The organism is Microterricola pindariensis, from assembly GCF_002936985.1.
Lineage (GTDB): Bacteria > Actinomycetota > Actinomycetes > Actinomycetales > Microbacteriaceae > Microterricola > Microterricola pindariensis.
The window spans coordinates 59122-72695 of sequence record NZ_MPZN01000006.1; the positions used below are offsets into that span (position 1 = coordinate 59122).

The 13574-nt window shown below is 70.8% G+C and carries 12 protein-coding genes and 1 tRNA gene; 7 read left to right on the forward strand and 6 right to left on the reverse strand.

The features are described from left to right. Positions 1 to 42: 42 nt before the first annotated feature. Positions 43 to 936: a sugar ABC transporter substrate-binding protein gene (locus GY24_RS03395; RefSeq protein WP_233279175.1), complete on the reverse strand. Its 894-nt coding sequence runs from the start codon at positions 934 to 936 to the stop codon at positions 43 to 45. Here GY24_RS03395 and GY24_RS18005 point away from each other — a divergent pair. After that, a complete protein-coding gene (locus GY24_RS18005) occupies positions 935 to 1144 on the forward strand; it encodes a hypothetical protein (protein ID WP_231919270.1) in 210 nt (69 codons plus the stop codon). The genes GY24_RS03395 and GY24_RS18005 overlap by 2 nt on opposite strands. A 134-nt stretch (positions 1145 to 1278) precedes the next feature. Here the strand turns inward: GY24_RS18005 and xylB are convergent, their stop codons facing one another. Beyond that, positions 1279 to 2730: a xylulokinase gene (gene xylB, locus GY24_RS03400; RefSeq protein ID WP_104474368.1), complete on the reverse strand. Its 1452-nt coding sequence runs from the start codon at positions 2728 to 2730 to the stop codon at positions 1279 to 1281. An 87-nt stretch (positions 2731 to 2817) separates the two neighbouring features. Then, entirely contained in the window at positions 2818 to 4011 is a 1194-nt protein-coding gene (gene xylA / locus GY24_RS03405) for a xylose isomerase (protein ID WP_104474369.1), read from the reverse strand. A gap of 206 nt (positions 4012 to 4217) precedes the next feature. On the opposite strand from xylA, the gene GY24_RS03410 reads away from it, so the two are divergent. The 6 genes from GY24_RS03410 to GY24_RS03435 all read left to right on the forward strand — a co-directional run bounded on the left by GY24_RS03410 (position 4218) and on the right by GY24_RS03435 (position 11527). Beyond that, positions 4218 to 5450, forward strand: a complete 1233-nt coding sequence (locus GY24_RS03410) for an ROK family protein (RefSeq protein WP_233279176.1) — start codon at positions 4218 to 4220, stop codon at positions 5448 to 5450. Positions 5451 to 5667: 217 nt separating this feature from the next. Next, complete coding sequence (locus GY24_RS03415; protein WP_407662144.1) at positions 5668 to 6900, forward strand: multidrug effflux MFS transporter; 1233 nt, start codon at positions 5668 to 5670, stop codon at positions 6898 to 6900. A gap of 22 nt (positions 6901 to 6922) precedes the next feature. Continuing rightward, positions 6923 to 7615: a phosphatase PAP2 family protein gene (locus GY24_RS03420; protein WP_104474370.1), complete on the forward strand. Its 693-nt coding sequence runs from the start codon at positions 6923 to 6925 to the stop codon at positions 7613 to 7615. 88 nt (positions 7616 to 7703) lie between these two features. Beyond that, the gene (locus GY24_RS03425) at positions 7704 to 9005 is read left to right on the forward strand and encodes a saccharopine dehydrogenase family protein (RefSeq protein WP_104474398.1); all 1302 of its coding nucleotides are present in this window, start codon (positions 7704 to 7706) and stop codon (positions 9003 to 9005) included. 49 nt (positions 9006 to 9054) lie between these two features. Further along, a complete protein-coding gene (locus GY24_RS03430) occupies positions 9055 to 10893 on the forward strand; it encodes a helicase HerA-like domain-containing protein (protein WP_104474371.1) in 1839 nt (612 codons plus the stop codon). A 34-nt stretch (positions 10894 to 10927) separates the two neighbouring features. Continuing rightward, positions 10928 to 11527 (forward strand): GNAT family N-acetyltransferase, encoded by a 600-nt coding sequence (locus tag GY24_RS03435; protein WP_104474372.1) that lies wholly within the window; start codon positions 10928 to 10930, stop codon positions 11525 to 11527. Positions 11528 to 11551: 24 nt separating this feature from the next. Here the strand turns inward: GY24_RS03435 and GY24_RS03440 are convergent, their stop codons facing one another. The 3 genes from GY24_RS03440 to GY24_RS03450 all read right to left on the reverse strand — a co-directional run bounded on the left by GY24_RS03440 (position 11552) and on the right by GY24_RS03450 (position 13459). Next, positions 11552 to 12439, reverse strand: a complete 888-nt coding sequence (locus GY24_RS03440; RefSeq protein ID WP_104474373.1) for an aminoglycoside phosphotransferase family protein — start codon at positions 12437 to 12439, stop codon at positions 11552 to 11554. A gap of 38 nt (positions 12440 to 12477) precedes the next feature. After that, on the reverse strand, positions 12478 to 13002 hold the full coding sequence (locus GY24_RS03445; protein ID WP_133161092.1) for a hypothetical protein: 525 nt from the start codon (positions 13000 to 13002) through the stop codon (positions 12478 to 12480). 369 nt (positions 13003 to 13371) lie between these two features. Further along, positions 13372 to 13459 (reverse strand) — tRNA-Ser (locus GY24_RS03450). Positions 13460 to 13574: the final 115 nt, after the last annotated feature.

Consider the following 13574-nt stretch of genomic DNA (forward strand, 5'->3'; position numbering starts at 1 on the left):
CCGGCTTGGCGCGGCCCCTCCGATCCTTCTGGTTGTTGCCGGCTACTCCACGCCGTAGGTGGCGCAGGCCGCGGCGACCTCGCCGGTGCAGAGCTCGGCGGCGGTGGCGTCGCCGGCGGCGACGACGTCCTTCACCATGTCCGGCCCGACGAGCACCGGGGTGACGGCGATGTACGGCGTGCCGTCGTCGAGCGTCTTGTCGACGGTGGGGGTCTCGCCGTTCAGCAGCGCCACGGCGAGGGTGGACGCGGCGTCGGCCTCATCGGGGACGTGCTTCCAGACCGTCGCGGTCTGCTTGCCGAGCAGCACGTTCTGCAATCCGGCGACCGAGGCGTCCTGGCCCGAGACCGGGACCTTCAGACCGTTCTTGTCGAGGATCGTGATGACGCCGGCGGCGTTGGTGTCGTTGGCGACCCAGACCGCGTCGACCTTGCCGCCGAGGGCGGTCAGGGCCTGCTCGAAGTTCGTCGCGCTCTTGTCGCCGTCCCAGACTCCCGGGGGCTCCTGGGCCGGCTTGATGCCGACGGCCGACATCACCGTGTCGGCGCCGTCGTGGAACATCTTCGCGTTGCCGTCGGCCGGGTCTCCGCCCATGTAGACGACCACTGCGGTGGCCGGGTCCTTGCCCTCCGCCTTCAGGCCGTCGACGATCGACTGACCCTCAAGCTCGCCCACCTTCTCGTTGTCGAAGGAGACGTAGTAGTCGGCGCCCTCGATCGGGCGGTCGTAGGCGATGACGGGGATGCCCTCGCCCTTCGCCTTCGCGGCCACGGAGACGGCGGCGCCGTTGTAGTCAACGAGGACCATCACGCCGCATCCCTTGCTGAGCTGCTGGTCGGCGATGGTCGCGTACTTGCTGGTGTCGCCCTGGGCATTCTGGATGTCGGCCTCGAAGCCGGCGTCGGTGAAGGCCTTCTCGAGGGCCGGGCGGTCCATGCCCTCCCAGCGCGGTGAGGACGCGGCATCCGGCAGGATCACGCAGGCCCGTGAGTCGGCTGCAGGCGAAGCCGTGTCGCTGCTCCCGCCACCACCCCCTGAACTCGAACAGCCTGCGAGCATCAATGCTGAGACGCTCGCAACGGCGGCTAACGAGATCAATGAAGATTTCTTCATCTCTCTGCCCTTCTATGCGGTGCTGTTGTAGCCCTTGCGGGGTCACCTTCCACGTCGAATGGTGGCAAATAGAAATGTTGCTCCGAAAAAACGCCGGGCGCAGGATTCCCGAGAAATTCTCAGTATCGATTTCATAACGTTCGGAGAGCGCTCCCTCATGCGGCGCTACAGCAGGGCGGCGGCGCGCTCGTCGCGCGCCACTGCGTACTGCGCGCGGATGACGGGGCGGTGATCGACCGCGGGGGCTGCGACGGTCGCGAGCGGCCACTCCGGCGCTGCGCCGCCGGCCAGCACCCAGGCGGCCTGCCGCGCGGCGCCGATGGCGACATACTCGCCCGGCGTGGGCACGACGACGGGCAGCGCGAAGACCTGGGCGGCGATCGCCTGCACGGCGGGGTTCTGGGCGGCGCCGCCGATCAGCAGCAGCCGGCGGGCCTGGACGCCCTGGCCGAGCACGGCCTCCAGCCCGTCGGCGAGCCCGCAGAGCAGCCCCTCGATCGCGGCGCGGGCCACGGAGCTGCGGGTCGTGTTGGCCAAGGTCAGCCCGGAGAGGCCCGCGGTGGCGCCCGGCAGGTTCGGGGTGCGCTCGCCCTCGAACCACGGCACCAGGACAGCGCCGCCGGCACCGGGCTCCGCCTCGAGGGCCAGCCGGCCGAGCTCGTCGTGGTCGATGCCGAGCAGCCCGGCAACGGCGTCGAGCACGCGGGCCGCGTTCAGCGCGGCGACGAGCGGCAGGTAGGCGCCGCTCGCGTCGGCGAAGCCGGCCACGGTGCCGGTGGCGTCGCGGCTCGGCCTGTCGGTGACCGCGAAGACGGTGCCGCTGGTGCCGATCGAGACGACCACGTCGCCGCTGCGCGCGCCCAGCCCGAACGCGGCCGCGGCGTTGTCGCCGGCGCCGGGGCCGAGCACGATAGGCGTGGCGTCGGAGCTCGCGCCCAGCACGGAGGCGTGCACCTCTCCGCCGCTCTCGTCGGGGGCGAGCACCCGCGGCAGCACGGCGTCGTGGCCGAGCGCGGCGAGGAGCAGCTCGCGGTCGTAGTCGTTCGTGATCGGCGACCAGTACGCGGTGCCGCTGGCATCCGAGCGGTCGGTGCAGAGCTCGTCGAGCATCGGCCCCAGCGGCGCGGAGCCCTCGGGCCCGTAGCCGCGCAGGCGCCAGCTCAACCAGTCGTGTGGCAGGGCGACGGCGGCCACCTGGGCGGCGTTGCCGGGCTCCACGTCGCGAAGCCAGCGCAGCTTGCTCGCCGTGAACGAGGCCACTGGCACCACCCCCGTGCGCTCCGCGTACTCCTCGGCGCCGAACTGCGCGGTGAGCGCCTCGGCGGCGGCGGCCGAGCGGGTGTCGTTCCAGAGCAGGGCGGGGCGGATGACGCACCCGCCCACATCCAGCGCGACCATGCCGTGCTGCTGCCCACCGACCGAGATCGCGCTCACGTCGGCGAGGCCGCCGGCATCCGCCAGGGCCTCGAGCAGTGCCAGCCACCACGCCTCCGGATCGACCTCGGTGCCGTCCGGGTGCGCCGCCCGGCCACTGCGCACGATGTGCCCGGTATCGGCATCGACGATCAGGACCTTGCAGCTCTGGGTGGAGGAGTCGACGCCGGCGACGAGGTTCATGGCGGTCCTTTCGGTGGGGCAACGGGTGTGGGCCGGGGCAGGGGCTGCCGCCTTTCGCGCGCGGATAAAAAGGCGCGCAGCGCCTTTTTATCCGCGCGCGCCCAGCAGGTGCTCCATCGCGAGCTGCTGCAGGCGCACGAAGCCGAAGCCTTTGCCGCCGAAATAGGCGTCGGCGTCGAAGTCCTCGTAGCTGGCGCGGTCGGCCAGCAGGTCGTCGTAGCCCTCGCCGGCGCCGAGGGTCGGCGCCGACAGCTCGGCCACCTTCGCGGCGGCCAGCGCCTCCTGCACCTCGGGGTCAGCACGGAAGGCGACGGCGCGCTCCTTGAGCAGCAGGTACATGCGCATGTTCGCGGCCGCCGAGCTCCAGACGCCGTCGATGTCCTCGGTGCGGGACGGCTTGTAGTCGAAGTGGCGGGGGCCATCGTAGGCCGCGCCGCCGTCCGGTCCGCCGTGCTCCAGCAGGTCGACCAGCGAGAACGCGTTCTGCAGGTCGCCGTGGCCGAACACCAGGTCCTGGTCGTACTTGATGCCACGCTGGCCGTTGAGGTCGATGTGGAAGAGCTTGCCCGCATCGAGGGCCTGCGCGATGCCGGCGGTGAAGTTGAGCCCGGCCATCTGCTCGTGGCCGACCTCGGGGTTCACGCCGACCAGCTCCGGGCGCTCCAGGGTGTTGATGAACGCGATGGCGTGGCCGAGCGTCGGCAGCAGGATGTCGCCGCGCGGCTCATTCGGCTTGGGCTCGATGGCGAAGCGGATGTCGTAGCCCTTGTCCGTGACGTAGTCGCCGAGCAGGTTGACGGCCTCGCGGTAGCGCTCCAGCGCGGCCCCGATGTCCTTGGCGGCGTCGTACTCCGCACCCTCCCGCCCGCCCCACATGACGAAGGTCTTGGCGCCCAACTCGGCGGCCAGGTCGAGGTTGCGCATCACCTTGCGCAGCGCGAAGCGACGCACGGCGCGATCGTTGGAGGTGAAGCCGCCGTCCTTGAAGACGGGCGCGCTGAACAGGTTGGTCGTGACCATCGGCACGATGATGCCGGTGTCGGCCATGGCCTGCTTCAGCCGGTCGATCTGCTTCTGGCGCTCGGCATCGCTCGAGCCGAAGGCGAAGAGGTCGTCGTCGTGGAAGGTGAGCCCGTAGGCACCCAGCTCGCTCAGCCGGGTCACGGCCTCGACGACGTCCAGGTGGGGGCGCGTCGGGCCGCCGAAGGGGTCCGTGCCGTTGTATCCGATCGTCCAGAGCCCGAAGGAGAACTTGTCGGCACGGGTGGGGGTGGGGGTCATGGCGTGTCCTCAGCTTCATTGGTGATTTGTTTGGATAAACCACATATTACAGATCTGCCGGGAAAACGCCAGCCGTGTGTGCGGGCCAGCCCGGAGTGCGCCGGGCGCGGCGGCCGCCGCGCGGGGTCGGGCGCGCCTATTATGTTGCTGAAGACATCAAATCGACGGCGGGTGCGGTTCGGCGTCGAACGAGAGAAGAGCAATTCGTGGCGCAGATCCCAGCTGCTGACTCCTCGCGGCCGGCGCGGCGCGGCAACAACCTCGACGACGTGCGCCGCAACAACCTGGCCGTCGTGCTCGGGATCAGCCACGCGCGCGGCCGGGTCTCCCGGGCCGAGCTCACGCGGGCGACCGGCCTCAACCGCTCGACCATCGGCGCCCTCGTCGCCGAGCTGGTCGAGCTCGGGCTCGTCGACGAGGCGGAGCCCAGCGCCACCAAGCTGGCCGGGCGGCCCAGTCCGGTGATCGTGCCGCGTGAGGATGTCGTGGCGATCGCGGTCAACCCCGAGATCGACGCCGTGACGATCGCACTGGTCGGCCTGAGCGGCCGGGTGCTCTCGCGCATCCGCCACGACACCGCCGCGGCGCCGAGCGCAGAAGAGGTGGTCGCGATCGTGGCGGCCGCCGTCGCCGGCATGCGCGGCGAGCTGGGCGCCTCCACGCGCTTCGTGGGCGTCGGCTTGGCGGTGCCCGGACTGGTGCGCGCGTCGGACGGCGTCGTCATTCTCGCGCCACACCTCGGCTGGCGCGACGTCCCGATCGCCGAGATGTTGGCCGCGGAGCTGCAGCTGCCGGTCACCGCGGCGAACGACGCCTCCGCCGGAGTCGTCGCCGAGAGCCAGTACGGTGCCGGTCGGGGCGCCCGCGGCCTGGTCTACCTGAACGGCGGGGCCAGCGGCATCGGCGGCGGCATCGCGCTCGACGGCCAGTTGTTCGAGGGCGCGGCCGGCTATGCCGGCGAGTTCGGGCACACCTTCGTGAACTCGGCCGGATCGCCGTGCCACTGCGGCGCGAGCGGCTGCCTCGAGACCGAGGTGCGGCGCGCGCCGCTGTTGGCGCTGCTCGGGCTCGACAACACCCGCAGCGAGGAGCTGGAGGAGACCCTGCTCGCCCACCTCGCCCGGCCAGAGGGTCCGGATGCCGCCGTCGCCGCCCTCCTCGAGCGGCAGAGCGGCTTCCTGGCCATCGCGCTGCGCAACATCGTGAATGCCCTGAACCCCGAGCTGGTGCTGCTCGGCGGGTTCCTCGGCACGCTGTACGCGGTCGCGCCCGAGCGCCTGAGCGGGGCGGTCTCGCGCAGCGCCCTGCCGGGGGCCGGTGACGGGGTGCGCTTCGGCCGGGCCGAGCTGGGCAACGAGCTGCTCGTGGTCGGGGCCGCACTGCTGGCCTTCAAGCCCGTGCTCGAGGACCCAGCCAGCGTCGCCGCCCCCGCCGGGTAGGCCTGTCGAAACCGGCGCCCGGGCATCCGGTAACATTGCACAGTCGCCCGTGTCGAATCGATTCGACGGCTGCGCACGGCCCGGGCTCCAGGGGTCGCCGATCGGGCAGGCGCGCAGCCCTGCCGCCCGCCGACACTCCGCCACCTCCAAGGACACGCCTGTGACCAGCACCGCCAGCATCCCGATCATCCGCCCCGACGACACCGCCTCGATCCGCCTGCCCCGGCACGCCCACCCGGGCGATGCGCTCAGCCCCCGGCAGCGGCTCGTCTACATCCTGGTGCTCGGCGCCCTGACCGCGCTCGGCCCGTTCACGATCGACCTCTACCTGCCGGCCTTCCCCGTGTTGGAGAGCGAGCTCGGCGTCTCGGCGGCCGCCGTGCAGCTCACCCTCACCGGCACCATGATCGGCTTCGGCCTCGGCCAGCTGATCGTCGGGCCGTGGAGCGACAAGGTCGGCCGCAAGCTGCCGCTGATCCTGGCGACGCTGGTGCACATCCTCGCCTGTGTCGGTGCCGCCATGGCATCCGACATCTTCGTGCTCGGCGTCTTCCGCGTGCTGCAGGGCTTCGGCGCCGCGGCCGGCGGCGTGGTCGCCATGGCCATGGTGCGCGACCTGTTCGGTGGCAAGCCCCTGGTCAAGATGCTCTCCCGGCTGGCCCTGGTCAACGGCCTCGCGCCGGTGCTCGCCCCCGTCATCGGCTCGCAGCTGCTGCTCGTGATGGACTGGCGCGGCATCTTCTGGGTGCTCGCCGCCTACGGCGCCGTCGTCGTGCTCGCCGTCTGGCTGTGGATCGTGGAGACCCGGCCGAAGGGCGGCCCGGTGCAGAGCGCGCACGCCTCCGTCGGCGCGCGGTTCAAGGCGGTGCTCTCCGACCGGGTGTTCGTCGGCACCGCGATCGTCGGCGGCATGGTCTTCACCGGCCTGTTCTCCTACCTCTCCTCCTCGGCGTTCCTCTTCCAACAGGTGCACGGCTTCACCCCGCAGCAGTACGGCCTGCTGTTCGGGGCGAACTCGATCGGCGTGATCATCGGCGTGCAGACGAGCTCGCGCCTCATCCGCACCGTGCTCGCCCCGCAGTGGATCCTCGCCATCACCACCTCGATGATGCTCCTGCTCGGCATCGCCATCATGGTCCTGGATGTCACAGGCGCCGGACTCTGGGGCACGATCGTCCCGCTCTGGTTCTTCATCACCATGTGCGGCTTCAGCTTCCCCTGCGTGCAGGTGATCGCGCTGAACGGCCACGGCCAGGAGGCCGGGACCGCCGCCTCGCTGCTCGGCGCGGTGAACTTCGGCCTCGCCGGGGTCGTCTCGCCCATCGTCGGGATGCTCGGCGTCAGCACCGCACTGCCGATGGGCGGCGTCATGGCCGTCACCGCGCTGATCGCGATCATTGCGCTCTGGTGGATCGTGCGCCCGCGCACGGTTCCTGCGCTCTCGGCCTAGGCGGCCGCGATAGCGTAGGCCCATGACGGCAGCGAGCGGCATCCGCACACACAGTCCCCGGCGTCGCCCGCTGATCGTCGGTGCCGCCGCGGTTCTGCTCGCGGTGCTGCTCGGCGCGGGCATCACGCTGCTGAACGGCGGCGCGCCGCTCGCGATCGACGCGGCGTGGCAGAGCCTCATGGTGTCGATGCGCTCGCCGTTCACCGCGGGGCTCGCGCTCTTCCTCAATTCCTTCGGCGGCGGCATCGTGGCGGTGCTCGTCGTGCCGCTCTCGATCGTCGCGCTGCTGTTGCTGCTCCGGCGGCCGTGGGCCGCGCTGTTCTCGGTCGCGGCGGCGCTCGCCGGCACACTCGGCGTGCAACTGCTCAAACACCTCTTCGCCCGGCCGCGGCCGGAGGACATCCTGGTGCACTCCGACTTCGGCTCCTTCCCCTCCGGGCACACCGCCAACGCCGCCGTGATCGCGGTGACGCTCTCCGTGCTCTTCCCCGTGGTGTGGGTGCGCATCGCCGGGGTGGCCTACGTGCTGCTGATGGCGTGGAGTCGCACGCTGCTCGGGGCGCACTGGCTGAGCGACACCGTCGGCGGGGCGCTCATCGGCGCCGGCGTCGTGCTGCTGCTCTGGGCGTTCAGCGCCCGCTGGCTGGAGGCGGAGCGGCTGGCGCGGGCGCACAGCCGGGCCGGGAGCCGGGCCACCGGGCACGCCTCACCCTGACCGGAAGAGGGGCCCTTCGGCTCTAGAGCGGGGCCGCCCCACGCGCTAACGTCGGAGCATGAACGATGACAGGGTGGTCTCGGGCGGCATGCGCATCCTCTTGGTCGGCGCGGGGGGAGTGGGCGACGCCATCGCCAAGATCGCGGCCCGCCGCAGTTTCTACGAGCTGATCGTGGTGAGCGACTTCGACGAGTCCCGTGCGGAGCGCACCATCGCCGCGATCGCAGCCAGGCACGGCGAGGAGTCCGCGCAGCGCTTCCGCGCCGAGCAGATCGACGCCTCCGACCCCTATGCGGTCGAATCCCTCGTGCGCGAACACCGCATCACCCACGTGATGAACGCCGTCGAGCCCAAGTTCGTGCCGACGATCTTCGCCGGCGCCCTCGCCGCCGGGGCGAACTACCTCGACATGGCCATGAGCCTCAGCGAGCCGCATCCGACCGACCCACACCGCCAGACGGGCGTCAAGCTCGGCGACGACCAGTTCGCGCAGGCGCCGGACTGGCAGAAGCTGGGTCAGCTCGCCCTCGTCGGCATGGGCGTCGAGCCGGGCCTCAGCGACGTCTTCGCCCGGTACGCCAGCGACCACCTGTTCAGCGAGATCGACGAGCTGGGCACCCGGGACGGAGCCAACCTGGTCGTGCGCGACGACGAGGGCAACGAGATGTTCGCGCCCTCGTTCTCGATCTGGACCACCATCGAGGAATGCCTGAACCCGCCCGTGATCTGGAAGAAGGACGAGGGCTGGTTCACCACGCCGCCGTTCTCCGAGCCGGAGGTCTTCGTGTTCCCGGAGGGCATCGGGCCCGTCGAGTGCGTCAACGTGGAGCACGAGGAGGTGCTGCTGATGCCGCGCTGGCTGGACGCCAAGCGCGTCACCTTTAAATACGGTCTGGGCGCCGAGTTCATCGGGGTCCTGAAGACGCTGCACCTGCTGGGCCTGGACTCGACCGTTCCGCTGCGGGTGCGCGGTGCGGATGCCGCAGGCGTCAAGGGCCCCGTCGAGGTCGCCCCGCGCGACGTCGTCGCGGCCGCCCTGCCAGACCCCGCCAGCATCGGTCCGCGCATGTCCGGCAAGACCTGCGCCGGAGTCTGGGTGACGGGCACCGGCCTCGACGGCGAGCCGCGCGAGGTCTACCTGTACCACGTGAGCGACAACGAGTGGACGATGCGCGAGTACGACGCCCAGTGCGTGGTCTGGCAGACGGCCATGAACCCGGTGATCGCACTCGAGCTGCTCGCCACCGGCGTGTGGAAGGGCAGCGGGGTGCTCGGCCCGGAGGCCTTCGACGCCGCCCCCTTCCTCGAGCTGATGGCGCGGCCACTCGACGAGGGCGGCTACGACCAGCCCTGGGGCCTCGACGAGCGCACACCCACCCGGGCAGGCTGAACCGAGTCCAGCATGCGCGGAACCACAGGGGAGCAAAGGGGATGTGTCCATGACGGATGACGCGGCCACGGCCGATCAGCTCAGGGCAGCGCAGAACGCGGCCGCCGCCGCCGCCGAGGCAGCCCGGGTGCTGCAGGCGCAGGCGGAAGAGGCGATCAGGAAGGCGCAGGAGGCCGCGGCCGCTGCGCTCGCCGCGGCCGAGGCCGCACAGGCGGCCGCGCCGGGGGTTTCGACAGGCCCAACCGGCGGGGCTTCGCCGGCGGGCCCGCTGGACGCCGCGCACGTCGAAACCATCCGGGCCGGTTACAGCTTCGAGGGCCCGGCGCTGGAGATGGGCGCCCTGGTCAACGGCGAGGCACTGCCCGAGGTGCAGGTGCGCATCCCGCTGGCCATGACCAACCGGCACGGGCTCGTCGCCGGCGCCACCGGAACGGGCAAGACCCGCACCCTGCAGCTGCTCGCCGAGCAACTCTCCAGCCACGGCGTCTCCGTGTTCGCCGCCGACATCAAGGGCGACCTCTCCGGCATCGGCACGGCCGGCGAGGCCAACCCCAAACTGCTCGCGCGCACCGCCGGCATCGGTCAGGACTGGACCCCGGACAGCTTCCCCGTCGAGTACTTCTCGCTCGGCGGCGTCGGCCGGGGCGTGCCGATCCGCGCCACGGTCACCGGCTTCGGCCCCGTGCTGCTCAGCAAGGTGCTCGGCCTGAACAACACCCAGGAGTCCAGCCTCGGCCTCGTCTTCCACTACGCCGAGAAGTCCGGGCTGCCGCTGCTCGACCTGACCGACCTGCGCGCCGTGCTCTCCTACCTGATCAGCGACGACGGCAAGGCCGAGCTCAAGGAACTGGGCGGCCTCTCCAGCGCGACGGTCGGCGTCATCCTGCGCGAGCTCATCACCTTCGCCGACCAGGGCGCCGACGTCTTCTTCGGCGAGCCCGAGATCGACACCGCCGAGTTCCTGCGCCAGGCGGCCGACGGCTCTGGCGTCATCAGCCTGCTTGAGGTGCCCGGCGTGCAGGACAAGCCGGCGCTGTACTCCACCTTCCTGATGTGGCTGCTGGCCGACCTGTTCAACGACCTGCCAGAGGTCGGCGACCTCGACAAGCCCAAGCTGGTGTTCTTCTTCGACGAGGCACACCTGCTCTTCACCGGGGCCTCCAAGGACTTCCTCGCCCAGATCACCCAGACGGTGCGGCTGATCCGTTCCAAGGGTGTGGGCATCTTCTTCGTCACGCAGACCCCGAAAGACGTGCCGGGCGATGTGCTCGCCCAGCTCGGCTCCCGCGTGCAGCACCAGCTGCGCGCCTTCACCCCGGATGACGCGAAGGCCCTCCGCGCCACCGTCTCGACGTACCCGAACTCCGGCTACGACCTCGCCGAGGTGCTCACCACGCTCGGCACCGGCGAGGCCATCGTCACCGTCATGAACGAGAAGGGCGCGCCGAGCCCCGTCGCCTGGACCCGGCTGCGCGCGCCGCAGGGCTCGATGTCGCCGTCTCCGGACGCCGCCATCGACGCCGTGATCGCGGCATCCCCCCTGCTCGCCAGATACGGCACAGCCCTGGACCGCGACTCCGCGCGGGAGATCCTCACCCGCAAGCTGGCGGATGCCGCGGCGAAGGCCGACGCAGCCCAGCAGGCCGAGGACAAGGCGGCGGCCGACGCCGAGTACGCCACGGCGCAGGCGGCGATCGCAGCCGAGCAGGCGAAGGCCGAGAAGAAGGCGCAGGCCGAGTACGACCGGCTGCTGAAGAAGACCTCCGGCACGGCCCGCTCCACCACGCAGCAGAAGACCGTCCTCGAGGAGGTGCTGGGCTCGAGCGCGACCAAATCGGTGCTGACCGCGGTGATCGGCGGCATCTTCGGCACCCGGAAGCGCCGGTAACCGGGCGGCCCCTCCTGCACGACAGAATGGACCGATGCTGGAGATCCGCCCCTACCGCCCGAGTGACCGTGCCGCGGTCTATGACATCTGTGTGCGCACCGCCGACGCTGGCGGCGACGCGCGCGGCCAGTACAGCTCCGACGATCTGATGCCCGATGTGTACGCCGGACCGTACCTGGAGTACGCGCCCGAGCTGGTGAGCATCGTCGCCTCCGGCGACCGAGCCGTCGGCTACCTGCTCGCGGTGGCCGACACCGCCGACTTCGTGCGTTGGCACCGGGCGAACTGGCTGCCGGGCTTCGCCCAGCGCTATGCGGGCCAGCCGGCGGATGCCGCGGAGGCCGGCGTCGTCGAGTCCGGGCTGCACCCGGAGAGGATGCTCATCGCCGAGCTCGACGCCTACCCGGCGCACCTGCACATCGACCTGCTCCCGGAGGCGCAGGGGCAGGGCCTGGGCCGCGTGCTGATCGACGGCCTGCGCGCCGCGCTGCACGAGCGCGGCGTGCCCGGGCTGCACCTCGGTTTCGCCCCGCAGAACGTCGGAGCGGCCGCCTTCTACGACCGGCTCGGCTTTCACGCGCTGCCCTCCAGCAGCGCCGAGGCCCCGCTCGTCGGCAGAGCTACCGCTTCATAGCCACTGGGGCCCAGCCGAGCCGGCTCAGGCGTCGAGCAGCAAGCGGGTGGCCGTGTCGCCGATGGCGAGCTTTCGGGCGGCGGCGGCAGCGTCGTCACCGAGCCGATGCCAGGTCGCCGAGAGGGCCGTCCAGGCCACGGTCCAGCGCAGCAGGGTGCCCGCGGCTATCCCGGATGCCAGCGCCACCGTCGCCGCCCGGCGGGCGAGCACCTCCGGGTGGGCGGCCCGCTCCGGCGAGGGGTTGCAGAGCATGTTCGCATAGTCGAACGCCGGCGTGCCGGAGAGCCCCTTCGGGTCGATCGCGAGCCAGCCCCGCCCGCCGAAATCGAGCACATTGCCGTGATGCACGTCGCCGTGCAGCACCACGATGTCACCGGGCTCGTCCAGCAGCTCGGCGGCGAGGTCGGCGCCGCGCAGGTAGCCGGCGCCGCCGGCATCCGCGTGCTCGAACAACTCCGCGAACCACCGCTCGAGCGAGACCAGCGCCGGCGGGGCCGGGCGCGGCTCGTGCAGGCGCGCGACGCTCTGGCAGAGCAGGCGCAGCGCGTGATCGTCATCCGCCGCCGATGACCGGGAGGCCATGGCCGCCAGCGAGCGTCGGCCGAGCGCCCGCTCCAGCAGCACGGCATCGTCACCGCGCTCAAACACCATCGCCGCGCCGTTGCCGCCCCACCACTGCTGCAGGGCGAAACCCGCGCGCTCCTCGTCGCCGGCCGCGCCGGGCCGCGCCAGTTTGAGCATGGCCTTCCGCGGGGCGCCGGCGGCGGGGGTCCAGAGCACCGGCTGCAGAATGCTGGATGCCGTGGCGAAGGCGTCCCCGTCCGGCTGGGTGCGCCAGCGCTCGGCGTAGCCCTGCAGGAGTGCGCGGCCGACGGCATCCGGGTTCGGCGGAGGGGTGCGATCTGCTGTCATGTGAGTCTTCGGGTCGGCGAGCGCGGGGAAGTCGCGGACTAGGCGCGGCTGCGCCGCGGACGACGCTCGAACCAGAACAGCAGCCGAGAGTGCTCGCGCCGGAACTCGTCCAGGGTCTGCGGGCTGCTGATGACCGTGGCAGGGGCCTCGATCGCGTCCGCGACGCGGAGGATGTCCTCGTGGGCCCAGTAGCGTGCCCGCATCCGCAGCAGGGTGCTGCCGTCCTTCCCGATGACGAAGAGCTGCTCCTCCGTGTCGACCGTGGCGCCACGGTAGAGCGAGACGAGCAGCACGGACTCGATCTCCTCCATGCGGATCTCCCGGCGGAGCCCGGTGAATCCGCTCTCGCGCACGCCGGTCGGTGAGATGGCGATGTTCGCCCGGTGGTAGATCACGACGAAGCGAGCGATGACGACGATCGCGATCAGCTTGGCCAGTGCGACGATGTGCCAGGTGCCGGCGGGAATCGTGAGCCAGTAGAGCACCGCGAACACGGGCAGGAGCAGTGCGGTCACAGCCAGCCCGGACTGCGTGAACACCTGCTCGCGGGGTCGCACAACCACCGTATTCGCCCCCACAGCGCTCACGTTGTCGTCTGCATTCCCCCGGTGCATACCCCTGAGCGTACGGCGCAATCGAGACAAGTGCATCACGCAGGTATGCGGGATGACACATCCAAATGAGCTTTGGGCGAAGAATCTGCGAACACCGGCTGTCGGGCCGAGCGCGGGAAAGGCCATGCCGTCTGGGAATTTCTGCCGCACGAGCAGAGCGCCCCGCCGACGCGGACGGCGAAAAGGAACTTGAGGGAATTTGGGATTCGCCCGGCGCCTCGAGCGTTTCGTCTGTTTAAAGCAGAAATGCCCAACCGAAGTTGGACATTGTCTGTGTCTCGCGATCTGTTCTGTAGCTCGCGATCTGTGTTTCTGTGGTGGCGGAGAATGGGGGATTCGAACCCCCGAGGGCTTGCACCCAACACGCTTTCCAAGCGTGCGCCATAGGCCACTAGGCGAATTCTCCAGAAGCTTGCTCGAAAGAAAGCGACTCAGAGAATCTTATCTGATGGATCGAGTGCTTTTTGACACGAGGGCGCCGCGGGCCGGAATCGAGGGTGTCACCGAGTGCTCTCCGAACA